Consider the following 24,380-nt stretch of genomic DNA (forward strand, 5'->3'; position numbering starts at 1 on the left):
TGTCCCAGAATCCAGCCTGGCCTCGCATCCAACGCCTCCGTGCAAATCACCAGGCGAAGTGAATCAAAATGCGGTCTCGATTGCCAGGTTTTTCGAGGTGTCCGATTGTCGACGGCGGCCACCGGCAAGACCAGGCATTCGTCAATCCGCCCAACACTGACAGCCTGTCTGGCGTGTGCGGAAACCGAACAAACAACCAGCAGTGAGGTAATCAAAAATCGCATCGTCGCCCCCTTTGGAGAGCAGACGATAGCGCCGACGTTTAATCAGCGGAAGGACCAAATCATCGGGGGAAAGGATGCGCCGAGGCTGAAGCTGTTTCCCCGCTCCCCGTAGAACGGGGAGCGGGGGCTGATCGGCCGTCGCCAGCGCTACGCTCAATAATTGCCGTTATAATACCGGTCATCGCAGGGGGCGGTGTAGATGCGGCCGTAGCGATCCTGATAGCGGCAGAGCTGTTCGCCGCGCGGTTGCGGGGTGGTGGCGTTGCCGACGACCGCACCGAGCAGGGCGCCGCTGGCTGCGCCGATAACCGTGCTTTTGGTGTTGCCGCCTATGGCCTGGCCGGCAAGCGCACCGGCGCCGGCGCCAAGCAGCGCACCGGTGCTGGTTCTCTGCTGTGCTTCGGTCTGCGCGCAGCCTGCCAGCGCGGCGGTTACGAACATGGCGGCAATGGCTCTGGACATGGTCATCGTCTGATACTCCCTTGAAGTCTATGAACTAATACGCAGGCTGATTTTGCCAAGTACGGTCGCATTTGCGGCGGAACATAGGCACCGTGCCTCACGAAATAAGACATGGTTGTTTTTGTCTGACGGCCGGAGACGACGGCTCGGCAAGACGATGCCCAAACGAGACTAATCTTCGACGGCCCCATGTGCCCGATCTGCTTTTTCTACGCAGCGGCCAACTCTTCCTCAAATCCTCAAAAATGGAGAAATCGAATGACACGAGGTCTTGCCCGGACGCTTTCGCGTGCCGCCGCCAGAGAAGCCGGCCTTGCCCCGTCCAAGGCGGGGCTTACCGCCAGGACGACCGGACAGGGCGGCGCCTACCGCACCGTCTTCTCCTTCAATGCCATGCCGGTGCCGGTCACCGATGCACTGGCCTATGCCAGCCAGAAGCTGTTCGATTTCATCGATGGCAAGATCCGTATCAAGGGCGGTACGGCCCGGCTGCAGTTTGCGGTGCTGACTACCCGCGCGTCGACCATCAACGACAATGCCGCGCTGACCTGGTCGCTCGGCTCGACGGCAGCATCGAGCGCTGTGCTTGCCGGAACCATGGTCAATGTGCTGGGCGCGACCGGCCGCACGCTGGATGGCGCCGGTGCCGCGCCGTCGAGCGCGTCGATTGCCGATGTTGCCGCAGCCTTGACGCTCGACGGCACCGTGACGCCGGTCGACCTCTGTCTCAATCTGGCGTTTGCCACCGGCACGGATATCGACGCCGACGGCACGATTGCCGTTACCGGCACGATCACGCTGCTCTGGGAGAACTGGGGCGACAATGCGTAGGCGCTAATCTCCCCCCTTGAGGGGGAGATGTCGCCGAAGGCGACAGAGGGGGTCGGTTCGACCGGGCGCGACCCCCGGCGACAGATGAGGTCGGCGCTCCACGCGCGGCTACACCCTCTGGCCTGCCGGCCATCTCCCCCTCGAGGGGGGAGATACCAAGTTTCACCGCCAGTGCTCTCATCACCGGCCTTCAAACTCTCAACAAAGGAATCTTCTCATGACAGATCTGGCAGACGCCGGGTCCGTGGTGGCGGTGCCACCGGCGGGCAACCTTGCACGGCCACCGGCCAACGGGGACAACGGGTCCGCCCCGCCTAAGGCCGCAAGCTGGTTTGACGGTCTTTCCGAAGGCAACCGCAAGCTCGCTGAAACCAAGGGCTGGACCAAGCCTGAAAGCCTCGATCGAGTTTTCGCCTCCTATGCGGAGCTGGAGCGGCAGCAGGATTAGAGCCTGCGCGTTCCGGCAGCCGATGCAGCTGCGGAAGACTGGGACAGGTTCCATGCCCGGCTGCCCGAGGCGATGCGTCCGCTGACCTCGCCCGACAAGGTCGAGTACCGGCGCCCCGACGGGCTCCCCGAAAACTTCGCCTATTCGGACGAGCTCGCCAATGCGTCCAAGGCCTGGGCGGTCGAGGCAGGTGCTACCCCGAAGGTTGCACAGGCCTATCACGACCGCTTCGTCGGCTACATGGCCGAGCAGGCCAAGGCACAGCAAATCGCCGTTGCCCGCTCGGTCGAGACTACGCACGACGACCTCGTGCGGGATTGGGGACCGACCGGGAGCGATGGCTTTCGCCAGAAGCTCGAGGTCGCCAACCGGGCGATGAAGAAGCTCGGCCTGGTCAATGCCTACAAGGCGAAGGGCATCCTTCTGCCGGACGGCGCCTTGACCGACCCGCAAATCGCCAAGGCGTTCCACGCTGTCGGCGAGGCGATGTTCCGCGAAGACACGATCGACGGCAATGCTGCCTTGAGCGGAGGCAATCCCTTCAAGCGCAATGCCGCCGGCGAGCGCAACCTGACTGGCATCTCGGCCCTGGTCAAAAGCGATCCCGCCCGCGCCCGGCGGCTGGCCCACGAGGCCGGCGAAAATCCCGACCTGTGGATGCCCAACAATCCTCTTTAACCCAAACCTGAAGGAAGACAAAAATGGCAGACGCCTATACCCGTATCGCGGACGCGATCGTTCCGTCGGTCTATGCACAATACTCGTTCGAGGAGCACGTCCAGTCGCTGGAGATTTACCAGGCCGGGATCCTGTTTTCCGACCCGTCGATCGCCTCGAAGCTCAGCCTCGGCGGGCGCTCCGTCGACATGCCCGGCTGGAAGGACCTCGGCAACGATCCCTCCGAGCCGGTCAATGACGACCCGGCCGACTCGATCGAGATGAAGAAGATCGGCGCGCGCCGCGAAGTCGCGGCCCGCAATGTGCGTGCGCAGGCCTGGGGCATCCCGGACCTGACCTCGATCCTTGCCGGCGACGATCCGCAGAAGCTTATCGTGCGTCGCCAGACCGACTACTGGCAGCGCGCCAACAAGCTGACGCTGCTCGGCATCCTGAAAGGCGTGCTGGCCGACAACATCGCCAATGACGGCGGCGACCTGGTGCGCGTCACCGGCGCCTCTATCGTCGACACCGACATCATCGAGGCCGCCTATCTGATGGGCGACCGCGCCGACAAGTTCAAGACGATCTGGATGCATTCGAAACAGATGAAGGCACTGAAACTCGCCGATCTCATCGACTATGTGCCGTCGTCCGAGCAGGGCGGGCCGCTGATCCCCTATTACATGGGGCTGAGGGCCGTCGTCGATGACGACATTCCGGTTGCCGGCGGCGTCTACACCGCGTTCATGTTCAAGGACAAGGCGATTCTGTGGAACGAGCTGCCGGTCAACACCGAAGGCGGGCCGCTCGAGTTCGACCGCAAGCCGCGGCAGGGCCATGGCGGTGGCGTCACCGAAATGGTCGGCCGCCGGCATTTCGTGCCGCATGTGCCGGGCACCCGCTTTCTCGACGCGTCCTCGGCCGGCGAATTCGCCACCGATGCCGAGCTGGCACTGGCGGCCAACTGGGACCGCACGGCGTCGAGCGTCAAGCACATGACATTCATCGCGCTGAAGACTACCGAGGCGTGATCGGGCGAAGGGGCGGGCGTCAGACGTCCCGCTCCTTCGGGACGCCAGGCCACCGTGGCGAATCCCAAGTTCACCCGCTGCGCTGCGCCGGAGTGATGGGAATTTTGGGGTTCGCTACAACATTCATGTTGCCCTTTGGCCAATCGACGGCACCAAACAGTTACAAGAAAGGGCGATGCTGACTGTCTCGGCAAGGGAGGTAACTATGAACATGAAGTACAAAACAGTTCAGGAAGTGCTCCGAAAAGCGGGGATTGTCATGAGCAAGAAGGGGGAAGTTCATCGCATAAACTTCTTCAGCGGTCTGGAAAACACCGCCTACTACACGCCGAGTCTTCAGGATGCCCTGGACAAGGGCTTGGCTATGGCAGGAGGTGCCGGAAGGGTGAAATCAGGCGCCTTTGTCAAGTCAGCCGAAACAGGGCAGTGGATCGCGACCAGCGCACGCGTCGGCTGACACAATCAAGGCAAGAGATCGCCGCGTTGCGCGGCGGTGTCGTGAAACTGCAATAGCCCAAGCATTGCCGTCTTCCTTGCTCGAATGGGAAAAGACGACTGACGAAGCGTCTGCCACGCCATTTCCTGATGGGCGGTTGGTGGCGTGACGGCCTCATGCACGAGACGTGCAACATCTGGCCAAGCCACAATCACAAGAAATCCCCAGCCGCCTTGAAGCGGCTTTTTGCCGTGGAGGCACCATGCCCCGTTTTCCCCGACCAACCACACAGCCGGAGGCCTGAGCCATGGCCATCACCCCGCTCGACATCGCCAACATGGCGCTCGCCGTGCTCGACGAGGCGCCGATCGACAGCCTCGACCAGGACGCCAAGGCGGCGCGCCTGCTCAATCTGCATTTCGACCAGACCCGCGAGGCCGAATTGACCAAACATGCCTTTGTCTTCGCCATCCTGGCAACCTCGGTCGCCGGCTTCGACACCGGCAGCGGTGCTGGCACGCTGAACTTCGCCTATGAGCTTCCCGCCGATTGCCTGCGGCCCTTGCCGCTGACGGGGAATGGCGAGCCGGGCGGCGTTCCGCTCTCATGGCGGCAGGAGGCCGGGCTGATCTATTCCGATCAGGCCGGCCCGCGCATCATCCGCTATGTCGCCAACCTGACCGACCCCAACGACTGGGACGCGCTGTTCAGCGAAGTGATGGTGGCGGCGCTCGCCGTCAAGATCGCGCATCCCTTGACCCACAAGGCCGGCATGATCGACGTCGCCCGCAGCGCCTATGACAGGGCGCTGGACGCCGCCTACTCGGCCAATGCCATCCAGCGCGGCGGCAGATTATCCAGAACCTCCTGGGCTCTCCAGCGCGGCGACAACAGGTTCGTCGGCCGATGACCACGCTCTATCCGGTCCAGGACGCTTTCATCCGCGGCGAGATTTCTCCCCGCTTGCATGCTCGCGCCTCGCTCGAGCTTTACCGGGCGGCGCTGTCGAAATGCACCAACTTCGTCACGCTGCCGCATGGCGGCATCAGGAAGCGCGGCGGCACCTATTTTTGCGCTGAGGTGAAGGCTCCATCAAAGGCGACACGGCTGATCCCGTTCATCTTCTCGGCCGACCAGGCCTATGCGCTCGAATTCGGCGATCTCTACATCCGCGTCTATGCCTATGGTGCGCGTGTCGGCACGGTCGAAGTCGTTTCGCCTTATCTCGAGGCCGATCTGTTCGACCTGCAATTCGTCCAGTCGGCAGACCAGATGTGGATCACCCACAAGGATCATCCGGTCAAAGTGCTGACGCGCACCGCGCACACGACCTGGACGCTCGCCGATTTCGTCTTTCTCGACGGCCCATACGACAAGATCAACACCACCGCCACGACGTTGACACCGGCCGCAACCGGCAACGCCATGCCGGTCATGGCCTCGAATACGCTGCCAAGCGGCACGGTCAGCAACAGCAACGGCTCATCCGACGTGTGGCAGGTGTTCGATGGCGACAAGCAGAAGGGAGAGAATATAGCGGGCTTTCCGAGCGGGTATCTGCGCTACCAGTTCGGCGGCGGCGGGACCAAGACGGTCGACGCCTACTGGATTACCGCCACGAATGATCACTCAGACACTGCATCGCCGACCCAGTGGCAATTCCAGGCCTCGCACAACGGCACCGACTGGACGACGCTCGACAGCCGGGACGGAGAGACCGGCTGGTCCAAGTCGGAAACCCGCTTCTTCGACGGCTTCAACAACACGGTTGCCTACGAATATTATCAGCTGCTGTTTTCAGGTGGCGGCAGCGACGGAACCGCTATCGCCGAACTGGCCCTGCACGAATACGCGCCGTCGCAAACGCCGTTCGATCTTTCGGCATCCTCGATCGTCGGCATCAATGACGGCATCGGCTTCCAGACCAGCGATATCGGTCGCGCCATTCGTCTGCTTGGCGCGGATGGCTTCTGGCGCTGGGCCAAGGTCGTTGGCCGGCCCAGCACGACGGTAGTCACGGTCCAGTTATACGGGCACGCTCTGCCCGATCTCAGCCCGATCATCCGCTGGCGTCTCGGCACGTTCGTGCCCGGCAAGTACGTCCAGAGCGGTTCGCTTTACGAGGAGCGCCTGGCGTTCAGCCGAAAATTCTCGGTCTATGCCTCGCAAACCGGCGATTTCGATAACTTCGCCACCGGTGAGAAAGACACCGACGCGCTGGAATTCGTGCAGGCAGGTGGCGGCCAGGCCAATGACATTACGTGGGTGGCGGAATCGGACGGTGCGCTGATCATCGGAACGCTTGGCGGGGTGAGGGCGCTGTCGCTCCGGCATCGACGAGGCGCTGACGCCGTCCTCGTTCAAGAACCGCCGGTCCCGGACTTTCGGTTGTGCCCCGCTGCGTCCCGTCGATGCCGGGCAGTCGTTCCTCTATGTGACCCGCTCCCGCAAATCGATTGCCGAGCTGACGCAAAACGCCACCGGCCGCTTCACCTCGGATGATGTCGGGCAGATTTCCGAGCACATTCCGAAGAAAGGCGTCGTTGAACTCGCCTTCCAGACCGACCCCGACCCACTGCTGTGGTTCCCGCTCGGAAATGGCGAACTCGGCGGCTACACGCACCAGCCGTCGCAAGACGTTCGCGGCATGCATGTCCACAAGATCGCCGGAAGCTTCGCAGGATCGAACTGGGCCGTTGTCGAAAGCGCCGTGGTGACGCCCGGCCAGGACGGCAACGACGATCTCTGGCTGATCGTCAAGCGCACGATCGGCGGCGTGACCAGGCGCTATATCGAAATAAAAACCGCGCCGTTCGAGTATGGCAGGATCGGCGATGCATTCGAAGTCGACTGCGGCCTGACCTATGACGGCGTCGCTGTCGGCACGGTCTCAGGGCTTGGTCATCTCAACGGCGAAACAGTCGACGTCCTGGCCGATGGCAAGGTCTACAAGGGCCTTGCGGTGGCGGCTGGCGCGGTTTCGCTGCCCTGTGGGGCTACGGCAGCCAAATGGCAGGTCGGGCTCGGCTACCAGTCCGAAGCCAACACGCTGGAGCTCGACGTCGGCGGCCGCGACGGATCGATCGTCGGCCGGCGCAAGAAGGTGGCCAAGCTCATTCTTTCGCTGCTGGAAACCGACACAACCGGGCTTCAGGTCCAGTCGTTCATCCGCGGCGGCTGGGAGCAGGTTCGCATCCCGTCCGTGGTTGCTCCCGACGGCATGGCGAAATTGTTCACCGGCAATGTCGAGGTGCCAATCGACGATAGCTGGGAAGGGCAGGGGCGGGTGCGCATTCGCCATGCCAACCCGACGCCCTGCACGATCAGGGCCATGACGCCGGTGTTCGAGGCCGAGCCTTAGTTAATCTCCCCCCTCGAGGGGGAGATGTCGCCGAAGGCGACAGAGGGGGTCGGCACGTCCTGACGCGGCCTCCCATCGCGAATTGAAGGGGTTGGCGCTCCCACGCGAGACGACCCCCTCTGGCCTACCGGCCATCTCCCCCTCGAGGGGGGAGATCACCTGCTCCGTCCTCCATCGCTTCCCCAACCAAGGAACCCACCCGTGACTCAGATCCCCCATGCCGAGCAACTCGGCAAGGCGCGGACGGCTGCCGATTTGGTAGCCATCATCGCCTTGCTCGACACTGCCCTCAACGATGCGATCGCCCGCAAGCAGGAGCTGCAACAGGCCGAGGATCGCGCGGTCTTCGGCGAGGGCGACCTGGCGGCGGTGCGTGCCGCATTAGACGACTGCAACGTTGAAATTGCGCTGATCGAGAAAACCATCGAGGCGGCCGACAAGCGCCGCGTCGGCGCCCCCCAGAACAAAGCCGGCGCCGATACGCGGGCGCCCGGTGACGAGGTCAGGATAAAGGCCGAGGCTCTCGGCGAGCGTTGGCAAATGGTCCACTGGCTGATTGAGCAACTGCGGCGGCAGTTGTTCGAGGCGGATGCATTGAAACGCGACATTGCCAGCGCCAACAGTCGGTTCGACGCCGCCGGCAAAGCCGATCTCAAGGTCAACATGACAATCATCCGCCGTGCTGCCACGACAGGACCGCGCGCCGCAGCTCCCGCTGGTCTCGGCGCGTCAGCGCTCCAGGCCGACAAGCAGCTATTGTCCCTCTTCAGCCCGGGCGGCGCCCTCGACCCTCGCCCGGCGGTTGGGGCGCCGGTCGGAGGCGCGACAAGGAGATTTTCTGTCCGGGGCCGAAGCCGAGGCTGACCATGTGCACACTAGCTCTTATCGGCACGGCGCTTTCCGTCGGCGGCGCGCTGGCGGAAGGCCAGCAGTCGAAGCAAATGGCCGAGTACCAGGCCAAAGCCTATGAACAGCAGGCGCGGGCCGACGCCCAAAGCTCGGCCTTCGAGCAGGGCCAGGAGCGCCACAAGCCGATCTCCTGCAGGCGCAGGCGCGTGCCCAGGCCGGCGCTTCGGGCGTCGCCATTTCTGGTTCGCCGACCGAGGTGCTGGCCGCCAATGCCAGGCAGGGCCAGCTCGACCTCAAGGCGATCCAGTACGGCTCGCAGCTGCGCCAGAACGGTCTCGCCACGCAGGCGGCGATTTCGCGCTTTTCCGGCAGGCAGGCGGTGGGCGCCTCGATCTTCAAGGCCGGCGGCAGTCTCGTATCGGGCATCTCCGGCCTCTACGACCCGGCCAAGGCGGTGACGTTCGGCAGAAGCGCCTTCCCGCCGGCGCCGGGCGGAGGCCTCTACTGATGGCCACCATCCCGCTCCAGCTTGCCCAGCGCCGGCTCGATACCGGCAACGTGGCCTCATATCCCAACGGCTCGCCGGTGGGCGCCGCCATGCAAGGCCTTGGCGACGAGCTCTCGGCGATTGCCGAACGCTTCCGGCAGCAGAAGCAGCAGCAGGACGCGTTCGACGCCGACATTATCGGCCGCGAGCTGAACGCACGCATAGCCCACGCCGAGGCCGTGGCGGTGCAGACCGCGCCGGCCGACGGCAGCGGCCTGCACGACTTCATGTATGGCCAGCTCGACCCGCGCAGCGACGGCGTCGTCAAGCCCGGCCTGTTCGACCAGATGTTCGACGAGACCGTGGCGAAAGTGCCGGAGGGCGAACGTGCCAATTTCCTGGCGCAAAAGCAGGCGTTGCGGCTGGCCGGCTCGGCGCGCATGGCCGCGCAGCAGCACGCGAGGCGCCAGAACTACGAGCAGGCCGAGTGGAGCAAGGTCGAGGACGGCTACACAAGCGCCATCGCGCAGGGCGACCCGGACGACAGCGAAGCCTTCAAGGCGATCCGGCAGAGCGGGCTCGACCTGATCGGCAAGATGGGCAACCCGCTTGCCCGCCAGGCCGCCGAGGCCGCCTGGCGCATCAACACGGCAAAGGCGCTTATCCAGGCGATGATCGCGCAAGATCCGAGGCGCGCTGCCGAGATGCCGGGTGGGGAGGCGGCGGACGCCCGCCTCGCCGATCTCACGCCTGACGAAAGGCAAGAGTTCGTCCGGCGAGCCGACGCGGCGGTGGCGGCGCGGGCGGTCGATGCTCATGCCGGACTCGCGAACAAACACTCCCTACGGTGATGGTTCTTGTCGACTTGTATCGAGGGGCCAAGCATCCGGACAACCATCGCCTACGCAATTGCAGGCGATAACGTGAGTATACTCTTGCCTATCTATGGGTCTCATAAACACATCGACCGCTTGCCACCTCAAAACTCTGTCAACTGACACTGTCTCAATTGAGATGGAATTCTCGTCAGTGACACAGAGAAATGCTTTGTGCCCAGGGACGACCAAAGCGGTGGAAGTGTCGACGCTAGTTTTACCAACGGGCAGGAAGTAGGCTGTCGACCTTACTTCTCGTTCGCATTCATTATAGACATAGAAATGGTTGTGCATCTGAATCTCTGCCATTGCCGCAAGCAAGTCGTTAGAAGCGTTCTGATGATGGACGAGCCAAACCGCGTCTGACGATCAAGTGCCACTTTTCTTGCACAGACAAAAGAAACCATTGTCAGGCGTACTCGTGAGAGAACAATAATTAGCTGGCGTCGTGCAGCCGTTATTTATGCACCTCGCTCCACCGTCATAGCCGCAATACGCGTCATACAATTGATTGTCTGAAAGCTGGATGCCGGTGCCGGCAAACACAGCCTCCCCGTACTCCTTCGGCGACATTGCTTTCAGCACCTTCTTTCCTTCGATATCGACAATCTTTGCACCCCAAGGAAACAAGACCCCGTCGCCGACTCCTTCGAGCCCGTTTGCACGCATGATTTCGAGAATTTTAGCTGATGTCGTCTGTGGCATTTGAGTTCCTCCCGGCTGTGCCGAATACTCACCACATTCCTTTAACTCCAAGGGATGAGCCTCGGCGTATTCAAGTTATCTGACACTTGGTGTCTGCGTTGGACGGCAGCGATGATATCCCTCGGTCGGGGATATATTAGCAGCCTATTGATAATTGACAAGCCGACCTAGATCGCTGACCTCACGCCTGACGAAAGACAAGAGTTCGTCCGACAGGTCCGCAACACAAGACCAAAGTGATGAGAGACTGGCGAACAGCAGCGCGCACAAGTAATTTGGCATGTCAGGTGATGTCTCAGCTCGAATTTCGGCGCACGACTAGTTGAATCGTCCGCGTCAATCGCAGCGAACGGCTGGATTGGTTGACTAGGTGCGGTAGGGCGTACAACCGTTCGGCTCAAACGAATAGGAATTCTCTAGTCGACAAACCGCAACGTCGAGTTTACACTTTCGTGGAATCTGGATGAATGGAGAGGAGATCATGCCGCGACTGTTAAAAGTTATAGTATGTGCAGGTATTTTTGCCACGTTTTCATCTGCGGTCGCCCTGGCAGATCAATGTGACAGTGGCAATGCCTGCAATGACGTTCTCTTCGAATTCAAAGATGGCTGCTATCAGACCACCAATCTTGGCACGAGGCGCGTAACGCGCGGACCCTATTCATTCGACCTTCAGCGAACTGAAAAGCATACACTCAAAATCGGCGGTCGCTGCGTGGGGTCATATATTGGACAAAATACAGCAAATTACATTTGATAGAGCTTCTGCAGCTATAATCAAGAAAGGGAGGTTGTTTTGCCGTCAAACGTCGGACTGTATAACCAAAACACATCCATGAACAGCGATCAATTTGAGATCATGGATAATTATGCGGGAGGAGCTATCATAGCTCGCCCTGTTGTTGCTGGCGGTGAAACATACCGCTTTAATTGCGCGTCGGATGATCAGGGTTACGGCGACCTTAATATACGCAATGTTCAGTCGAGTTGGGTCCATTTTTCGTTCGTCTCTGACAATGGCCTTTGCAATATGTGACGGGGAAATCGTCGATGAAAATTTGCATAGCGGCAAAAATTCTCTTTGGGTTTACGTTAGTTTGCTTTGCAACGCTATTCTTGAGCAATAGGGTCATTGCACTCGAAGTGCGAGAAGTGCGACAGTCCGAGGGAATACAGAGTTCCAATAGTAAAAATCCGCGCCTTCGCTTGATACGAATGAATTGCAACATTGGTGAGAAGATATTAGGATATCGACTTGAATACCCTCGTGGCAATGTGCCTAATTTCGGCGTTGATCCAAGGCCTCCAATACGCTTTGACTACCTAGAAGATCAGGGAGCTACGTTGGTATTGCACCATATTGGCTTGTTCGATGCTAGACGCGGAGCGTTTCCGTTAACGTTTATTTTTTATTGTTCGAAGTAGCGTGAATGGCGCAATTGGGGAGGCGTCTGATCGGGGCAACAGCTAACGAGATCACCTTGGCGCCGTATGAATCTCAAGTCTGACCGGTCCACCTCGATCGCAACTGGTGCAGAAGAGCGCCTGTTCCACGGTGCTGAACAGCGCGTTCTTCCCGTACCGCCGAATGAGACTCGCGGGCTTTACCTGGGCATGATGTGAACAGTTTTTGCACCACGCTCGCAGGGTATGCCATTCGCGAAGATCGCCAAGAGAGGCATCGAGACCGGCGTGAACGCTGCCGTCGACTATGGTCTGGGGCTCAACGTTCGTTTCGCCGGGCGTTATGATTTTCTCCATTACATGTCGGCCGTTGTAATGAATGAGCAGCATTCCCGGCCGCCGGCGTATAGCTGCCTGCCAGGCAGCTTGACTGACCACCGAATCTGGCGACCGCCCGATGGTCTCGACCAGCCGTTTTTCATCGCGGTCCCAAACCTCGATCCTAAAATTGTCCTCCGCTGTTTTTGCCATAGCTTCGCCGGCTAGCGCTTCTGGCGCCTCGCCACCATTTCCTCCCTGCTCAGATGAAAGAGGAATAAGGAATGTTTTCCTCTCAGGTCAAGAGGCCCTTGACCCTATCGTTCGCTTTTTGTTCACTTTGGCAAATCGAGCGAAATCAGGGAGCCGATTCATGGGAGCACCGCGGCGACGGCAAGGTCTCTCTTAGGAAATGATGATTACCCCGCCAAGGCGACAGGGCGAATACGCTAATTGCTTTTCACAAGAAACTCGCGGCTGTGAATCGCGGGCATAGAAGTGATATTCTATATTTTCATGATCTGTTCTCGTGTCGGGAGGCATATGAAGGTGGTCATCTGACTCAGCGAAAAGGATTCGCGCCCATGACCCTGCTTCAAATCGCCTACGCAATGCTTGCCGTTTCGTATATCGTCGCCGTTTTGGCGCTGGCGGTGGGACATTGATGAGTACTAATCCGTTTGTCGGGGTTATCTTCTTCGGCTTGTCGGCCAAGCAACCGAGCTGGAGAGCGGCCTTTTGGAGTGAAACGGCGGCTTCTAAAAAGCGGCGCAGGTAGCCGCGAAACTGCGTCAATATTGATAGTGTAGGGCGCAGTCTCCTAGGCGCAGCCCCAGAGCTAAGGTCGGAATCGGCTAGATGCGCTAGCGGAAAGGTCAGGGCCACAAGGGCGCACGTGACGGTAAATTGACAATCTGAAAGCGCGAATGCTCGCCCGACGGGCCCTAAACGACAACAACAAGCAAAGGGAAATGCCAAAGGTCGAGGCGCAGATGGCCATTGCGCGCGAGGATGCGCTTGGACCGATCTTGACGATCGCCAGACCTGCGCCAGAATCATGACGATGAACGACCCGGCCTGTGACGCCCGGAACTGCCTCAACCTCATTCGCATGGTCATCGAGGAGAAGTGCCCGCCCGGCGTGCTGCCGAGCGAGGAGGCCGTATTGGGACTTTACGGTCCCTTGCCTATCCATGAGGCCGAAGCCCTTGCAAAGGCAATCATCGATACTGTCGAGAGGCTGACCCGCGACGCAAAATGAGCAAGAATGTACGCCTTCTCACCCCGACTATCGCCACTGAATGCGATCGCCGCTTGAGCGGTGACTAGATGCATTACTTCTCCTAGCAAGTAACACCGCCCCCGCACGACATAGAACTATGAGCAGCTTGGCAAGCTGCCTGTCGACTTGTGTACAAGACGCCGCCATCGCCATAGTCATCTGGACAGAGGTTCTGAGTTCTATTTACGACGATACAGTCGTCGTGGCCGGAGCTCTGGCTCATGCAATAGCCCCAGTGATCTTCCTGGGCCATAAGTGTATCTTTCTTTTGATCCGCATCTTCAGCGAGCGCGGTAAAGGAAAATATAACGGCAGCGGCTAAAATAGAATAACGTACTTCCATGTCATCCCCCTATCGACACTAGTTTGTTCTCCATGCCACCCAAATAGCGGTAGCAGTTACCCGGGCAAAATAAGTAGCATAGTCTGCGTCCTCCGAATACAAGTTCCTCTCTGATCGCCCCGCGTCTCGCAGCAGCGCCGCGGGAGGCCGCCACTCGCAGATTCCGGGTCTGCGCAACTCGGCGGCCCAGTCTTGCGAGATATCTAGGTTTAGGCGTTACGGATTAGCAGCCTGTTATTTTTTGGCAATTGGCGTATTTCGGATCACCGCTCTGCATTCGTCGGCAAGCCTCCTCCCTACTCCCTCCGCCATCCCCAATTCTTGTCCAAGGGAAGACGCACACGCCAGCCCCAGTGGTCCAACGACATTGCAAGAAGGTGCCATTTGCCCCGAGCTCTCCACAGATTTGGATGTCCTCTGCAAAGGCTGGTCGCCCGAAAACTAGAACGGTGCTGAGTAGTATTCCGCTGACAAGCAGGTTTACCGAAATCTTCATGAGTCCCCCCTCTCAAGATTACGAAGAACATCATATCAGGCCGCTTGCAATTAGATAGGCCTCACGTGTCGACGCGCGGCTCGACAGGAGTGGTAAGGTATTGGCCGGCCAATCGCCGCTCCTCGAACTTGCCAGATTGACGCGGCAAGCTTGGATCACTCATCGACCCAGAAATCCTGCAGCGAAGCGTGCCGAAGGTCTTCCTCGCCCCTGAGATGTTTGACGCGGGCTTTGATCCCCGGCTTCACCCATTGCGTTGCCGGCCGCTTTGGCATGTTCTTTGGCGGTGGGCCGGCATGTTCCTGGACCCGCTTCCACAGCCGCTCGCGCATTTCACGATTGACGCTGACGAAAGCGCTGCCGACATATTTGCGCGTGCCGGGCTCGGCCATCAGGGCGAAAGCCGGTTTGCCGCGCTCGCGTTCAACGCCGAGCAATTCGTATTCGCCAGTTGTGTAGCACTTGGTTTTCAGCCAGTTGTTGGTGGGGCCGCTGACATACTTGCTCTCTATTCGCTTCGACACCATGCCCTCTAGGCCGGCCTTGTCTACCAAATGATAGATCGCGTTTGCCTCGCCTGGCAGCGCCTCGCTGAATTGAATACGGCCACCGGCCTCTATCACGCCGGCGAGGATTTCGCGTCGCTCCTCTAGCGCCATGTCGCGTAAATCATGGCCGTTGAGGTGCAGCAGATCGAAGGCGACGAAATAGAGATCGTGCTGGCGCCGGGTGATCGCCTTGCGCAACTCGGCAAAGTTCGACAGGCCCTTGTCATTGAGGACGATGATTTCACCGTCGATGATGGCGCTCTGGACGTCCATCTCTTTGGCTGCCGCAGCCAGGTCGCGGTATTTCGATGTCCAGTCTAGGCCATGCCGGGTGAAGATTCGCGCGTGGCCGGCGTCGATGATGATCTGGGAGCGGTAGCCGTCGAACTTGACCTCGTGACTCCATCCGACGCCCTGGGGCGGCTTCGCTACCAGAGTAGGCATCATCGGAGGGATGAACTCTAGACCTCCGGCAGTCGGTCCCTTTATCACGACTAGGGTCTAGGTCTTGGTATCTCGTAACGCATCCCTCGAACGGGGGATGATCGTCAAAGGGTGTCACCCGTCGTCGGTAGCGACAAGCCGGTAGCGGAAGTGATTGCGAATGTGATCGTTAAAGTAGCGGCCCTTGGCGAAGGCCGCTTTGAAGGCAGCATAGGTCTCCGGCGGTACGCCCTCAAACTCGTACCGTTTGCCACTGGCCACGAACCAAATCGAAAGGATTCTGTTCTCCGGATCGTATTCCGTTTTGCGTATCGACGTGGATGGCATCACCGCGCTCGACCAAAAGCTATCAATGGTCAAGGAGGCAGTCGCGTTCCCTGGATGCCGCTTGCTAAGTCTTCGGCGCGCCACAGCGTCCCTTGAGGACTGCAATTTCGGTTTCGTGGTCGCCGCCTGAAAGAGAAGAGACGGGTACGCCAATGAGAAATACGCCCAAGGCGTCGCCGCTCACAGCTTTGTTTTGCTGATTTGATATGACGGCCAAACGCTCTCTGTCAGCCTGCGTGCAAGGGCCGGCATTCGGAACTCCTGCAATCTTGTCGGGGGGCGTGGCGCACCCTACCAAGCCGGCCAAAATCGAGACTAGAAAACCTAGTCGCTTCATAGTGTACCCCCCGTTATGCTTGCCCACCGGCAACATCACCTAGTGCAACATGACACGCAAGCCCGCCGAGGACATCTTTTCCGAAGTTCGAGGAACGCATGCTGATTTTCTGCTTACCGCGGTCTGATTGTGGTCACGATGCTGGCTTATGGCCTGATAACCGCAGAGCGGTCCCAGTCGGTGGTGCCTTCTGGAACGCCTCCCATTTCAGATGAAGGATTGACCTGTTGCGCACGGACTCTTTTTCGACCATGGCAAGGATCGTTTTTCTGCTCACCTTGACCGGCGTTCTCCTGCTCGCGCTTTCGCCGGTGCGCTTCCTGCAGGAGTTGGACCTGGGCTTCACCTTCCACCACGACAAGCTCAACCACGCCGCGGCATTCGCGGTGCTGGCGGCGCTTGGAAGCCTCGGCTGGCCGGAACACAAGACGAGACTGGTCCTGCTCCTCGCCATCACCGGCGCGGCGATCGAGCTGCTTCAAGGCGCGCAGCTGATCGCGCGCGATATGGATATCCTCGACTGGGTCGCCGACTGCGCCGGCATGGCCTGTGGGCTGGCGGCAATGGGCGGCACAAGAAGGCTCATTGGCGGATTGCTGTAGCCCGTTGCCGCTCTCTGTCCGGAAAATCGCCGGCTGCGCCGGATAGCGCGGTGTCCGGCGGCGTAGCTTAAGTCTCCCACCGACAGCACTAAACCCCTTCCAGCCTCGCTTATGCGGGGCTTTTTTATGGAGCAAGCCCTCATGTCCCGACCTGCAACGGCCGCCGTTCGTCTCCTGACCGGCGAACGCGAACCCGTGCGCCTCGCGACCACGGCCGACATCCTCCTGCACGGCCTGCAGGCGATCGACGGCGTGCCGGCCGAGGTCGGCGACCGCGTGCTGGTCAAGGACCAGGCCGACCCGACGCAAAACGGCATCTACACCGCGAGCGCAGGCGAATGGTTCCGCGCCGCCGATGCCCGCACTACGCGCACCCTGCAGAAGGGCACGACCGTCCACACCCAGATCGGATCGGTCAATGGCGGCCGCGTGTTCGAGTTCACGGCCGACGAGCCGGCCGTCGGCGCCGATGCCATCACCGTCGCCGCATCCGTTCCGCCCGACATCGCGGACATGGTCGATGAGGTCGAAGCGTTGCGCGATGAAACCCAGGCGCTGAAGGATGCTGCCGAAGCCAGCGCCGGCCAGGCATCCGCCAGTGCCGCCGCTTCCGCCGCGAATGCCGGACAAACCACAGCCGACCGGGCTGCGACCAATTCCGATTCCGTCGCGGCCGCGGCGGCCGTCATCAGCGCTCAGGCCGCACGCGACGCATCGCTTTACGGCAAGGGCATTTTCCCGACGACTGCCGCCGCAATCGGCTTCGGCGTTGCCGGCACCGGAGCGATCACGCCAGGCTCGGGCGGCGCCAACGGCATGTTCGACCTGGCGTTTACCGGCGGCACCGGGTCGGGCGCTGCCGGCCGCTTCGTGGTGGCGGGCGGGGTGCTGACGCAGATACTGATCACGGCGCCGGGCTCCTACACAGTGGCGCCGACGTTCAGCTTTGCGGCGTCGGCAGGACTGGCCGGCGCCGCCGCCGCGGCGGTGCTGGGCAGGAATGTCGATGTCGGTGAGTATTTCTGGACCGAAGTTTCGACAGGTTCTTTGGGGTTGTTCAATGTTGGGGCCGGACCGGTAGCAGTTGATACGGGCGTCCGGGCGGCAACGGCTGCTCTCCTTTCGAGCGTCGATAGCCTAGCAATGATCGAAGGCCTTAGCGTTCCGACCGCCAGGCTAACAGAGGCGGCCGGATCAGTCAGCCCATCTATATATCGATCCTACTCTTTTGTGTCGGGCGACACGATCGAGCACATTGCCATTGCCAAAGCTGGAGAGCGAAGCATTCTGCAGCTTATCCACGCGGGGCCTGGTGCGGCCTATACAGCCAACTTCAATCTTGAGGAGGGTATCGTCTCAAGCAGTTCAGGCGCGAACCTCGTCAGCGCTGCCATCACAGATATTGGCTCCGGCTGGTACGAGTGCAAGGCTGTCGTCCTGGTTGCGGCAAATATTACGAACAATGTGCAGGCACGTATGTCGGCTGCTAGCGTTTTTCCGTTCACCGGCGATGGAACCAGCGGTATGTACATTCGCAGTGTCGTGCTTCGCAAGCAGGGCCTGCCGGCTAACCTGTTCCCGAGCAGCGACCCCGCCAACGCAGCCTTCACGAAGCAGAACGTGACGGTTACCACCACGGTCAGCCCTTATGAACCGGTGCTGATCTCCCTGCCTCCGCTTGTCGATGGCCTCGACGTGACCGTCAGAGGCCGAATGACGGCATCGAAGCTTGTCGAAATGGTCGGCTCTGGCAATCCTTCCGTTTATCAGGGCAGGTCCGTGGTCAATGGCGACAATATCGTCTGGAAAGTCACCGCCAAAAAGGGCGAACGCAATCGTCTCAATCTCTACTCCAACAACGCCGTCATCTTCGACTGCACCTTCAATCTCGACACCGGGACCGCGACCGGCACAGGTGCGAGCATCGTCGCTCTTGGCAACGGCTGGTACGAATGCACGGTTACGAAGACGGCAACAGCCACGGCCGCGACGAACTGGCAACAGCGTATTTTCCCGTCTGCTGGCGGTCACCCGTATGTCGGCGATGGTGTGTCTGGATTCTATGTCCAAAGGTCGGCTCTAAGCATCAATGGTGGGCCGAATGTCTTCTCGTCTTCGGAAAACCTCTCCAACTCGGCCTGGACCAAAAGCGCCGGCGTGACGGCAGTCGCCAATGGCGCTCTGTATCTTGGCCTATTGTCGGATCCGGCCAACATCGGCGGCGACCCATATGACGACGGCTCGGCCGCCCTGGTTGGCAAAAAATTGACCCTGATCGGCTCTAGCATTTCGGCCGGAGCCTACTACGTTCCCGTCCTCGTCGGTCTGACCGGTATGGTTCCTACCAATCTAGCGGTCAGTGGCTCGGCCTTGGGGCTGAGCACCACCGCCTATCCGAGCTACGGAATGTCCAATGCGATCGCCAACATTCCAGTCGACGCGGAGTTGGTAATCTTGGAGCCGGGCCCGAACGCCTTTGGCGCGCAGGAGACGCCCCTAGGCGCTCTCGGCGACACGACCTACGCCACTCACTATGGTTCGCTGTGGGCGGCCTGCGCCGCCATCCGAGCGCGCGCGCCGAATGCCAAGATCGTCATGATTGGTACCTACAGCGGCGGCCCTGGACACGCGACGCACCGGATAGGAAGAATAAACGGTCAAGGCAACACGCTGGTCCAGTTCATGAAGGCGGAGCGGGAGGTAGCCGATATGCTGTCCATACCGTTAATTGATGTAGGAGGCGAGAGCGGTATCGGCTACCTGACCTCGTTGGCTTACATGAGCGATGAGCTTCATCCGACTGCTGCCGGCAGCCTGCGGCACGGAACTTTCGATGCAGAGGAACTTCGTCGTCTCTCGCGCCGGGGCTTCTTCGGAGCCTAGACTGGAGTGATCCTGTGTGGCAGATGTTCGCGAATGCGCGTCTTCTCCACCGTTCTAGCTCTTCGCCGCCGCTTTTGGTCATGGATCGCCACTGGCGCCGCTAGGGAAAATGCCGTCATCGGGCCGCGCACGAAGTTTGGCGCCGGGGCGGAAATTTTCAATATCCGCGGGGACCGGTCTCGCGTCTCGATCGGCGCGGACAGCCATTTGGATGGGCATTTGCAGGTCTTTGCCCACGAGGGTCGGATCAAAATCGATGATTGGTTTTATCTTGGCCCAGGCTCGACGATTTGGTCGTCAGACCCGGTGGGGATCAAGATCGGCAAGCGAGTGCACGTCTCATGGGGCGTGGCGATCCACGACACCAATTCGCATCCGATGGACCCGCAGAAGCGTTTTGCTCAGATGCAAGCCATCTTTCGTGAGGGCCATCCGCGTGTCGACCCGGGCATTCGTTCGGCGCCGATCACTATTGGAGATGACGTGTGGATCGGCAATAGCGCTATGGTCATGAAGGGTGTCACCATCGGCGATCGGGCGATTATCTCGGCCGGGTCGATTGTTCGACACGACGTCCCGGCCGATTCGTTGGTGCGGCCAGCAGACCTAGTGAAGTGATGCCTTTGGCCGCGCTCATCAATGAGCGTCGTGCCATCGTATATGGCTACATGTCGATGCGGTTATCCAGCGTACATTTCTCGTCTCCGTTTCAGGTCGCTTCGACAAAAGGCATATGCTTGATACGCTCCCATTGATCCTTAGCGGTAGTTCCAGACCAGCGGTTGCGCAGGGTGCTCTCTCGATAGGACTGAGCCGGCTCCAATCCCGGCATGTCCGAACCGTTAGGTAAGAAGAACGCGTTCCCGCCGGCGGACGAGACGGCAACGAGCTTGTAGCCGTACTTCTTGCAGAGATTGGCCAGGGCGGTGATCGATGCACCGTGATACCAGCCGCTGTCGTGCTTGGCGGTGCGATCGAAAGCGTGATCATACGGCACTGTGATAGGATTGAGACCAAAACTGGCGTTGTACTCCGCCACAATGACGGCCGGCCGCACTGGCAGCAAGGCTTGCAGAAACCAGTAGTCGTTTCCATCGACATCGACGGAAAGCACTCCAAGTTGCGGAAAATGCGTGGCGAGACTTTCGATGTTGTTGAGATCAATGAAGCTCTGGCGCACTTCAATCCGCTTTGGAAGCAGCGAGCGCGCTAACCGCACGGTCGTTGCGTCGCCGTCGACGAGCAGACCCCTGAATTCACTAAGCCCAATGCAGTTGTATTCCGTCGGATGGAAACCAAATTCCAAGAACGTTTTCGGGCTTTGGCCAACAATCTGCGACAGGATCACACTTTCGTCTGATTGCGGAGACCCGGCAAGGCGAGCCTTTGCGAGGTGAAAATAATATCGGAGCGGACTTGAGCGAAGGAAAGCATGCATGCGCGATTGGACATTCATCAATGGATGACTCCTGATCGCCCGCCCGCGGCCAATTATTTGCGACAAGCGGCGACGGTTTGCAAGTTGCAAACACCCGCGCCCGCCAGTCTGGACGCCGTTTGAAAATCGCCGAAAAGACGTCGGAAGAATTGCTCTGCGAGGGCCGCTCGGGATGCTGTGCGCACCAACAATGGCACACCCGGCCGACCAAAAATTCCTACAGCTGGAGTTGTATTTCGGAATTGTCAGGGTTCATCGCTGACGCGGACCCGTCGCCGGCGGAGCCGCTACCGTCTGCTGTCCTGCGGCTTCTGGTGAGGTTCCTGGCGTTTCGACCACCAGATAAAATAAAGCGAACCCATCTTCATCACAGGCACGCGGCGGTCGCGTTCCCGGGCTCGCAACTCACGATAGGTCTTCATCTTCAGAGTGCCGCCAGGCAACCTGATACGCACCGCCATCGGTCCAACTCCCGTTGTGCAACGCAGCAATTTTCGTGCAATGCGGTAAGTAGAGACCTTCCGTCACGGAAGAGTCAACAGCAGCCTCATCAACTTATCTTGCGAGCTCGCCTGCGGAGGCTGAGCGGGCTTCCCAGGCGCATGCCAGGTCGGAAGAATTGGGACGTTCACCGTGGCGACTGGTCGTCAATGAGTCGCTGGCGGTTCGACCACCAGGTGAAATAAACCCGGCCGATCTTGACGACAGGTATGCGGCGGGCGCGTTCGCGATCGCGCAATTCGCGGTACACTTTCACCTTCAGCGTGCCGCCTAGCATTCTGATACGTACTGCCATCGGCCCCCGCCTGATTGTGCAATGCAGCATCAAAACCTTCCGTGGCGGAAGAGTCAACGCCTGTCCGCTGACTTTTTCTGGGATTTGTCGAGCGGTCTCGGAAGTTTGGCGCGCACGGCGGTTCCTGATCCGGCACCGAGGCATCAGTGCCGGGTCGGGATCGTCGGGTGCCCGGGCTATTTCCTGGGCGAGGACTTGTTGGGCGACGATCGGCGATCGGACATGCCGCTCGGCCACCAGATGACGAAATAATTGCCGACCTGCCAAACCGGCACCTCGCGCTTCTGCTCGCGCCGCCGCAGCTCGTCCCTTTTCTTGATCTTCAAAGTCCCGCCTGGAAGCCTGATTCTTATCGTCACGTGTCCTCCCGTACCCGCTACAGGTACGAACGATAGACGGGAACGGTTTCATCCCGGCTAAGCAATTTCATCCAGGTCGAGCAATTTCGGGCGCGGTGGACGCAGGAACCGGGACCGGAGCGAGATCGCCGGAACCGGCTTCATTTGAAGAAATCCGCAATGCCGTTGATGGCCAGCACCGCGTAGACGATCGGTCCGGCGATAAACGCACAATAGAGGCAGAGGATCGCCGCCAGCACCAGCAGCAGCGGCTTGTCGCGACCGACGGCGCGGAGTTCGGACTTCACCGTCCAGCGCGCCGCAGCGGTTTGTTCGTCATCAGACATGTGCACCATCCCGCGGCCATTTCACATGGCGGGTCGAAAACATCAACCTTGCTTGCCACATCGGCGCGCGCTGCCGCCCAATTCTGCTCTGCCGCCACGCACGTGCCGTTTCAAGCTCAAAACTCTGCCCGCGAGGGCGGAAAGGAAACCTATGGACCGTTTGTTCAAGGGCGCCGCCAGGCGCCTCGATGATATGGACTTGCCGAAACTCGGCGCCCGGATCGGCGTCGGCGAGGACGAGATGCACGCGTTCCTCGATGTTGAAACGAGCGGGCACGGCTTCGACGCCCTTGGCCGGCCGGTCATCCTGTTCGAGCCGCACGTCTTCTATCGCAACCTGTCGGGTGCCAAGCGGGCAAGAGCGGTAGCCGCTGGCCTCGCCTATTCGAAGTGGGGCGAGAAGCCCTATCCCAGGGATGGCTACCCACGGCTCAAGGCAGCTTGTGCGATCGACGAAACCGCGGCGCTCAAATCCGCGTCATGGGGTCTTGGCCAGGTTCTCGGCGAAAACCACGCCGCCGCCGGGTTCGCGACAGTGCAGGCCATGGTGGAAGCCATGATGGCCGACGAGGAAGCCCAGCTTGAGGCCGCGTTCAACTTCATCAAGACGAACAAGCTCGACGACAATCTGCGCAACCATGACTGGGCAGGCTTCGCCAAGGGCTACAACGGCGCCGGCTATCGCAAGAACGCCTACGATACCAGGCTCGCAGAGGCCTATCGCAAATGGTCGCGCATCAAGGACACGCCTTGGCCGTCTGCCGGCCCGCTGTCGTCGGCGGTCGTCCCTGCAACTCCGCCAGAGCCAGCCAGCCCAATTCCCGTTCCACAAGCGGCCGCCACGCACGCGCCTCCTGGGCCTCCTGTGCCTGCCGCCAAGCCCGGCTTCTGGGCAGCGCTGATCGCCACCATCCTCAAATTATCAGCAATCCTCAAACTATTCGGAAGGAAATGACATGTGGACCCGGATCAAGAGCTTCTTCCGCGACAGCGAAACAATTGTCTGGGCGCGGGTTCAGGCGGCTATCGGCATCATCGCGAGCATCGTCACCTATGTCGACCCGCAGGTTCTTTCGCCGGTCATCCCAGGGGAATGGTTCCCCTGGTTTCTTGTGATCAACGGCGTCTTGACCGAGTTCCTGCGCCGCCGCCGCGCCGAGGATTTGTGATGACCGCGCTCCTCGCCATTCTCAGCACCATCATCGGCAACAAGGTCGTCATGACGGTATTCGCTGCTGTGGCCGGCGGCATCGGCCTTTACATTGCAGGCGGCTTCAACCGGGCGAAGAAGGAGGCGGTCAAACAGGTCGAGGCAAAAATCGCGGCCGCCGAGGACCGCCTCGAAATGAACCGCGAGGCTTCCGCCGAAGGGCGGAAGGCCGCCGGCATGATCGATGCGGCAGCAAGAGCGGAGGCTGAGAAATGGGCAAGGCGCTGATCCTCTGCCTGGTGCTGGCCGGCTGCACGACAACCGCGCCGGCCGGCAATCCGCGGCAAGTCTGGTGCGACCAAAGTCAGCCACGCCGGCCATCCGCCCCGGTCGTCGCCGCCATGACCCGGCCCGAGCTCGACGAGATGAACGCCTTCAACGGGCAGGGCGCCAGATGGTGCGGGTGGACGCCATGATGCATGAGCTGCTCGACGTTCTGGGCATCAAGGCGCCGGTATTGGTCGCCGGCCTGTCCGGCGGCATTTTGCGGGCCTTGTCACGTCACCGCTACAAGGTCCGCGAAATGGTGGCCTCGCCGATCTGCGGCGCGCTGGCGGCGGCCTATCTGACGCTGCCGGTCGTGCATTATTTCCGCGCCGCCGGCCTGCCCTTTCCTTCGCCGGACGACGACACCACGACGCTGGCCGCGGCCTTTCTGATTGGCGTATCGGCGATGTGGATCTCGGATATCGTCTTCGAAATGATCGTGCGCCGGTTCGGGCCGGTGAAGGAGGAGTAAGCCGCCCAAGCCTGACTAAGAGTGACGTTCAGTTGAAGCCCGCCGCGCCGAAAGGTGCGGCGGGCTTTTGCATTTTTCCTGGCAATCTGTACGATCTTTTCTTTGCGAGGGCGGCTCGATCCGGCGCTTGCGAAACCAAGATGCGCGTTAGGCTTCACG

General features: G+C 60.4%; 33 protein-coding genes. 21 read left to right on the plus strand and 12 right to left on the minus strand.

Going from position 1 to position 24,380, the window contains the following annotated elements; genetic code table 11:
• Nucleotides 1–224, minus strand: a 224-nt coding sequence (locus tag NKJ84_RS04130; protein WP_352505466.1) for a hypothetical protein, incomplete at its 3' end; no start/stop codon positions are given.
• Nucleotides 225–377: 153 nt separating this feature from the next.
• Complete coding sequence (locus NKJ84_RS04135) at nt 378–692, minus strand: YMGG-like glycine zipper-containing protein (RefSeq protein ID WP_352475510.1); 315 nt, start codon at nt 690–692, stop codon at nt 378–380.
• 252 nt (nt 693–944) lie between these two features.
• On the opposite strand from NKJ84_RS04135, the gene NKJ84_RS04140 reads away from it, so the two are divergent.
• The 9 genes from NKJ84_RS04140 (at nt 945) to NKJ84_RS04180 (ending at nt 8,317) form a co-directional block, all read left to right on the plus strand.
• Nucleotides 945–1,517, plus strand: a complete 573-nt coding sequence (locus NKJ84_RS04140; RefSeq protein WP_352505467.1) for a hypothetical protein — start codon at nt 945–947, stop codon at nt 1,515–1,517.
• Nucleotides 1,518–1,734: 217 nt separating this feature from the next.
• Nucleotides 1,735–1,965 (plus strand): hypothetical protein, encoded by a 231-nt coding sequence (locus tag NKJ84_RS04145; protein WP_352505468.1) that lies wholly within the window; start codon nt 1,735–1,737, stop codon nt 1,963–1,965.
• A 72-nt stretch (nt 1,966–2,037) separates the two neighbouring features.
• Entirely contained in the window at nt 2,038–2,643 is a 606-nt protein-coding gene (locus tag NKJ84_RS04150) for a hypothetical protein (protein WP_352505469.1), read from the plus strand.
• A 23-nt stretch (nt 2,644–2,666) separates the two neighbouring features.
• A complete protein-coding gene (locus NKJ84_RS04155; protein ID WP_352465334.1) occupies nt 2,667–3,656 on the plus strand; it encodes a Coat protein in 990 nt (329 codons plus the stop codon).
• A 205-nt stretch (nt 3,657–3,861) separates the two neighbouring features.
• A complete protein-coding gene (locus NKJ84_RS04160; protein WP_352505470.1) occupies nt 3,862–4,113 on the plus strand; it encodes a hypothetical protein in 252 nt (83 codons plus the stop codon).
• 286 nt (nt 4,114–4,399) lie between these two features.
• Nucleotides 4,400–5,002 (plus strand): phage connector family protein, encoded by a 603-nt coding sequence (locus NKJ84_RS04165; protein ID WP_352505471.1) that lies wholly within the window; start codon nt 4,400–4,402, stop codon nt 5,000–5,002.
• Entirely contained in the window at nt 4,999–6,594 is a 1,596-nt protein-coding gene (locus tag NKJ84_RS04170) for a phage tail protein (protein WP_352505472.1), read from the plus strand. Before NKJ84_RS04165 ends, NKJ84_RS04170 begins: the two co-directional genes overlap by 4 nt.
• Nucleotides 6,527–7,453 (plus strand): phage tail protein, encoded by a 927-nt coding sequence (locus NKJ84_RS04175; protein ID WP_352505474.1) that lies wholly within the window; start codon nt 6,527–6,529, stop codon nt 7,451–7,453. The genes NKJ84_RS04170 and NKJ84_RS04175 overlap by 68 nt, the downstream gene beginning before the upstream one ends.
• Nucleotides 7,454–7,654: 201 nt before the next feature.
• On the plus strand, nt 7,655–8,317 hold the full coding sequence (locus tag NKJ84_RS04180) for a hypothetical protein (protein ID WP_352505475.1): 663 nt from the start codon (nt 7,655–7,657) through the stop codon (nt 8,315–8,317).
• An 11-nt stretch (nt 8,318–8,328) separates the two neighbouring features.
• Here NKJ84_RS04180 and NKJ84_RS04185 read toward each other — a convergent pair whose 3' ends face one another.
• On the minus strand, nt 8,329–8,481 hold the full coding sequence (locus NKJ84_RS04185; RefSeq protein ID WP_352505476.1) for a hypothetical protein: 153 nt from the start codon (nt 8,479–8,481) through the stop codon (nt 8,329–8,331).
• Between the two features lie 77 nt (nt 8,482–8,558).
• Between NKJ84_RS04185 and NKJ84_RS04190 the strand changes: the two genes are divergently transcribed.
• Entirely contained in the window at nt 8,559–8,810 is a 252-nt protein-coding gene (locus tag NKJ84_RS04190; protein WP_352505477.1) for a hypothetical protein, read from the plus strand.
• Nucleotides 8,810–9,640: a hypothetical protein gene (locus tag NKJ84_RS04195; RefSeq protein WP_352505478.1), complete on the plus strand. Its 831-nt coding sequence runs from the start codon at nt 8,810–8,812 to the stop codon at nt 9,638–9,640. The genes NKJ84_RS04190 and NKJ84_RS04195 overlap by 1 nt, the downstream gene beginning before the upstream one ends.
• 393 nt (nt 9,641–10,033) lie before the next feature.
• Here the strand turns inward: NKJ84_RS04195 and NKJ84_RS04200 are convergent, their stop codons facing one another.
• Together NKJ84_RS04200 and NKJ84_RS04205 are read right to left on the minus strand one after the other, a co-directional pair.
• A complete protein-coding gene (locus NKJ84_RS04200) occupies nt 10,034–10,369 on the minus strand; it encodes a hypothetical protein (protein WP_352505479.1) in 336 nt (111 codons plus the stop codon).
• A gap of 1,476 nt (nt 10,370–11,845) precedes the next feature.
• Complete coding sequence (locus NKJ84_RS04205; protein ID WP_352505480.1) at nt 11,846–12,304, minus strand: hypothetical protein; 459 nt, start codon at nt 12,302–12,304, stop codon at nt 11,846–11,848.
• Between the two features lie 844 nt (nt 12,305–13,148).
• Here NKJ84_RS04205 and NKJ84_RS04210 point away from each other — a divergent pair.
• Together NKJ84_RS04210 and NKJ84_RS04215 are read left to right on the plus strand one after the other, a co-directional pair.
• Nucleotides 13,149–13,352: a hypothetical protein gene (locus NKJ84_RS04210; RefSeq protein WP_352505481.1), complete on the plus strand. Its 204-nt coding sequence runs from the start codon at nt 13,149–13,151 to the stop codon at nt 13,350–13,352.
• A gap of 118 nt (nt 13,353–13,470) precedes the next feature.
• Nucleotides 13,471–13,695 (plus strand): hypothetical protein, encoded by a 225-nt coding sequence (locus NKJ84_RS04215; RefSeq protein WP_352505482.1) that lies wholly within the window; start codon nt 13,471–13,473, stop codon nt 13,693–13,695.
• A gap of 672 nt (nt 13,696–14,367) precedes the next feature.
• Here the strand turns inward: NKJ84_RS04215 and NKJ84_RS04220 are convergent.
• Nucleotides 14,368–15,207 (minus strand): ATP-dependent DNA ligase, encoded by an 840-nt coding sequence (locus NKJ84_RS04220; protein ID WP_502904010.1) that lies wholly within the window; start codon nt 15,205–15,207, stop codon nt 14,368–14,370.
• A 111-nt stretch (nt 15,208–15,318) separates the two neighbouring features.
• Nucleotides 15,319–15,564 (minus strand): KTSC domain-containing protein, encoded by a 246-nt coding sequence (locus NKJ84_RS04225; RefSeq protein WP_352505483.1) that lies wholly within the window; start codon nt 15,562–15,564, stop codon nt 15,319–15,321.
• Nucleotides 15,565–16,119: 555 nt separating this feature from the next.
• Between NKJ84_RS04225 and NKJ84_RS04230 the strand changes: the two genes are divergently transcribed.
• The 3 genes from NKJ84_RS04230 to NKJ84_RS04240 all read left to right on the plus strand — a co-directional run bounded on the left by NKJ84_RS04230 (nt 16,120) and on the right by NKJ84_RS04240 (nt 19,971).
• A complete protein-coding gene (locus NKJ84_RS04230) occupies nt 16,120–16,470 on the plus strand; it encodes a hypothetical protein (RefSeq protein ID WP_254820487.1) in 351 nt (116 codons plus the stop codon).
• A 141-nt stretch (nt 16,471–16,611) separates the two neighbouring features.
• Complete coding sequence (locus tag NKJ84_RS04235) at nt 16,612–19,353, plus strand: SGNH/GDSL hydrolase family protein (protein ID WP_352505484.1); 2,742 nt, start codon at nt 16,612–16,614, stop codon at nt 19,351–19,353.
• 33 nt (nt 19,354–19,386) lie between these two features.
• A complete protein-coding gene (locus NKJ84_RS04240; protein WP_352505485.1) occupies nt 19,387–19,971 on the plus strand; it encodes an acyltransferase in 585 nt (194 codons plus the stop codon).
• A 91-nt stretch (nt 19,972–20,062) separates the two neighbouring features.
• Here the strand turns inward: NKJ84_RS04240 and NKJ84_RS04245 are convergent, their stop codons facing one another.
• The 5 genes from NKJ84_RS04245 to NKJ84_RS04265 all read right to left on the minus strand — a co-directional run bounded on the left by NKJ84_RS04245 (nt 20,063) and on the right by NKJ84_RS04265 (nt 22,272).
• Nucleotides 20,063–20,809 carry a hypothetical protein gene (locus tag NKJ84_RS04245; RefSeq protein ID WP_352475728.1) on the minus strand — a complete coding sequence of 249 codons (747 nt, stop codon included), beginning with the start codon at nt 20,807–20,809 and terminating at the stop codon, nt 20,063–20,065.
• A 269-nt stretch (nt 20,810–21,078) separates the two neighbouring features.
• Nucleotides 21,079–21,252, minus strand: coding sequence for a hypothetical protein (locus NKJ84_RS04250; RefSeq protein ID WP_352505486.1), 174 nt, complete (start codon nt 21,250–21,252; stop codon nt 21,079–21,081).
• Between the two features lie 167 nt (nt 21,253–21,419).
• Entirely contained in the window at nt 21,420–21,587 is a 168-nt protein-coding gene (locus NKJ84_RS04255) for a hypothetical protein (RefSeq protein WP_352505487.1), read from the minus strand.
• Between the two features lie 176 nt (nt 21,588–21,763).
• Nucleotides 21,764–21,913: a hypothetical protein gene (locus tag NKJ84_RS04260; RefSeq protein WP_352505488.1), complete on the minus strand. Its 150-nt coding sequence runs from the start codon at nt 21,911–21,913 to the stop codon at nt 21,764–21,766.
• 173 nt (nt 21,914–22,086) lie between these two features.
• Nucleotides 22,087–22,272 (minus strand): hypothetical protein, encoded by a 186-nt coding sequence (locus NKJ84_RS04265; RefSeq protein WP_254820493.1) that lies wholly within the window; start codon nt 22,270–22,272, stop codon nt 22,087–22,089.
• A 151-nt stretch (nt 22,273–22,423) separates the two neighbouring features.
• Here NKJ84_RS04265 and NKJ84_RS04270 point away from each other — a divergent pair, with 151 nt between their 5' ends.
• Genes NKJ84_RS04270 through NKJ84_RS04290 form a run of 5 tightly spaced genes read left to right on the plus strand, consistent with a single transcriptional unit; the run spans nt 22,424 to nt 24,221 of the window.
• On the plus strand, nt 22,424–23,227 hold the full coding sequence (locus tag NKJ84_RS04270) for an N-acetylmuramidase family protein (protein WP_352505489.1): 804 nt from the start codon (nt 22,424–22,426) through the stop codon (nt 23,225–23,227).
• 1 nt (nt 23,228) lies between these two features.
• On the plus strand, nt 23,229–23,441 hold the full coding sequence (locus NKJ84_RS04275; RefSeq protein WP_352505490.1) for a hypothetical protein: 213 nt from the start codon (nt 23,229–23,231) through the stop codon (nt 23,439–23,441).
• Nucleotides 23,441–23,710, plus strand: coding sequence for a hypothetical protein (locus tag NKJ84_RS04280; protein WP_352505491.1), 270 nt, complete (start codon nt 23,441–23,443; stop codon nt 23,708–23,710). The genes NKJ84_RS04275 and NKJ84_RS04280 overlap by 1 nt, the downstream gene beginning before the upstream one ends.
• The gene (locus NKJ84_RS04285) at nt 23,695–23,898 is read left to right on the plus strand and encodes a hypothetical protein (RefSeq protein ID WP_254820497.1); all 204 of its coding nucleotides are present in this window, start codon (nt 23,695–23,697) and stop codon (nt 23,896–23,898) included. The genes NKJ84_RS04280 and NKJ84_RS04285 overlap by 16 nt, the downstream gene beginning before the upstream one ends.
• Nucleotides 23,898–24,221, plus strand: a complete 324-nt coding sequence (locus NKJ84_RS04290; RefSeq protein ID WP_352505661.1) for a hypothetical protein — start codon at nt 23,898–23,900, stop codon at nt 24,219–24,221. The genes NKJ84_RS04285 and NKJ84_RS04290 overlap by 1 nt, the downstream gene beginning before the upstream one ends.
• Nucleotides 24,222–24,380 lie beyond the last annotated feature (159 nt).

This window comes from Mesorhizobium sp. M0048, from assembly GCF_040323405.1.
Lineage (GTDB): Bacteria > Pseudomonadota > Alphaproteobacteria > Rhizobiales > Rhizobiaceae > Mesorhizobium.

Coding starts and splice junctions, on each gene's coding strand:
- NKJ84_RS04135 (WP_352475510.1), bottom strand. CDS start 692: ATGACCATGTCCAGAGCCATTGCCGCCATGTTCGTAACCGCCGCGCTG.
- NKJ84_RS04245 (WP_352475728.1), bottom strand. CDS start 20,809: ATGAATGTCCAATCGCGCATGCATGCTTTCCTTCGCTCAAGTCCGCTC.
- NKJ84_RS04285 (WP_254820497.1), top strand. CDS start 23,695: ATGGGCAAGGCGCTGATCCTCTGCCTGGTGCTGGCCGGCTGCACGACA.
- NKJ84_RS04195 (WP_352505478.1), top strand. CDS start 8,810: ATGGCCACCATCCCGCTCCAGCTTGCCCAGCGCCGGCTCGATACCGGC.
- NKJ84_RS04200 (WP_352505479.1), bottom strand. CDS start 10,369: ATGCCACAGACGACATCAGCTAAAATTCTCGAAATCATGCGTGCAAAC.
- NKJ84_RS04275 (WP_352505490.1), top strand. CDS start 23,229: ATGTGGACCCGGATCAAGAGCTTCTTCCGCGACAGCGAAACAATTGTC.
- NKJ84_RS04155 (WP_352465334.1), top strand. CDS start 2,667: ATGGCAGACGCCTATACCCGTATCGCGGACGCGATCGTTCCGTCGGTC.
- NKJ84_RS04255 (WP_352505487.1), bottom strand. CDS start 21,587: ATGGCAGTACGTATCAGAATGCTAGGCGGCACGCTGAAGGTGAAAGTG.
- NKJ84_RS04150 (WP_352505469.1), top strand. CDS start 2,038: ATGCGTCCGCTGACCTCGCCCGACAAGGTCGAGTACCGGCGCCCCGAC.
- NKJ84_RS04220 (WP_502904010.1), bottom strand. CDS start 15,207: ATGATGCCTACTCTGGTAGCGAAGCCGCCCCAGGGCGTCGGATGGAGT.
- NKJ84_RS04145 (WP_352505468.1), top strand. CDS start 1,735: ATGACAGATCTGGCAGACGCCGGGTCCGTGGTGGCGGTGCCACCGGCG.
- NKJ84_RS04250 (WP_352505486.1), bottom strand. CDS start 21,252: ATGGCGGTGCGTATCAGGTTGCCTGGCGGCACTCTGAAGATGAAGACC.
- NKJ84_RS04265 (WP_254820493.1), bottom strand. CDS start 22,272: ATGTCTGATGACGAACAAACCGCTGCGGCGCGCTGGACGGTGAAGTCC.
- NKJ84_RS04165 (WP_352505471.1), top strand. CDS start 4,400: ATGGCCATCACCCCGCTCGACATCGCCAACATGGCGCTCGCCGTGCTC.
- NKJ84_RS04140 (WP_352505467.1), top strand. CDS start 945: ATGACACGAGGTCTTGCCCGGACGCTTTCGCGTGCCGCCGCCAGAGAA.
- NKJ84_RS04235 (WP_352505484.1), top strand. CDS start 16,612: ATGTCCCGACCTGCAACGGCCGCCGTTCGTCTCCTGACCGGCGAACGC.
- NKJ84_RS04160 (WP_352505470.1), top strand. CDS start 3,862: ATGAACATGAAGTACAAAACAGTTCAGGAAGTGCTCCGAAAAGCGGGG.
- NKJ84_RS04230 (WP_254820487.1), top strand. CDS start 16,120: ATGGCAAGGATCGTTTTTCTGCTCACCTTGACCGGCGTTCTCCTGCTC.
- NKJ84_RS04290 (WP_352505661.1), top strand. CDS start 23,898: ATGCATGAGCTGCTCGACGTTCTGGGCATCAAGGCGCCGGTATTGGTC.
- NKJ84_RS04205 (WP_352505480.1), bottom strand. CDS start 12,304: ATGGCAAAAACAGCGGAGGACAATTTTAGGATCGAGGTTTGGGACCGC.
- NKJ84_RS04210 (WP_352505481.1), top strand. CDS start 13,149: ATGACGATGAACGACCCGGCCTGTGACGCCCGGAACTGCCTCAACCTC.
- NKJ84_RS04215 (WP_352505482.1), top strand. CDS start 13,471: ATGAGCAGCTTGGCAAGCTGCCTGTCGACTTGTGTACAAGACGCCGCC.
- NKJ84_RS04270 (WP_352505489.1), top strand. CDS start 22,424: ATGGACCGTTTGTTCAAGGGCGCCGCCAGGCGCCTCGATGATATGGAC.
- NKJ84_RS04170 (WP_352505472.1), top strand. CDS start 4,999: ATGACCACGCTCTATCCGGTCCAGGACGCTTTCATCCGCGGCGAGATT.
- NKJ84_RS04280 (WP_352505491.1), top strand. CDS start 23,441: ATGACCGCGCTCCTCGCCATTCTCAGCACCATCATCGGCAACAAGGTC.
- NKJ84_RS04240 (WP_352505485.1), top strand. CDS start 19,387: ATGCGCGTCTTCTCCACCGTTCTAGCTCTTCGCCGCCGCTTTTGGTCA.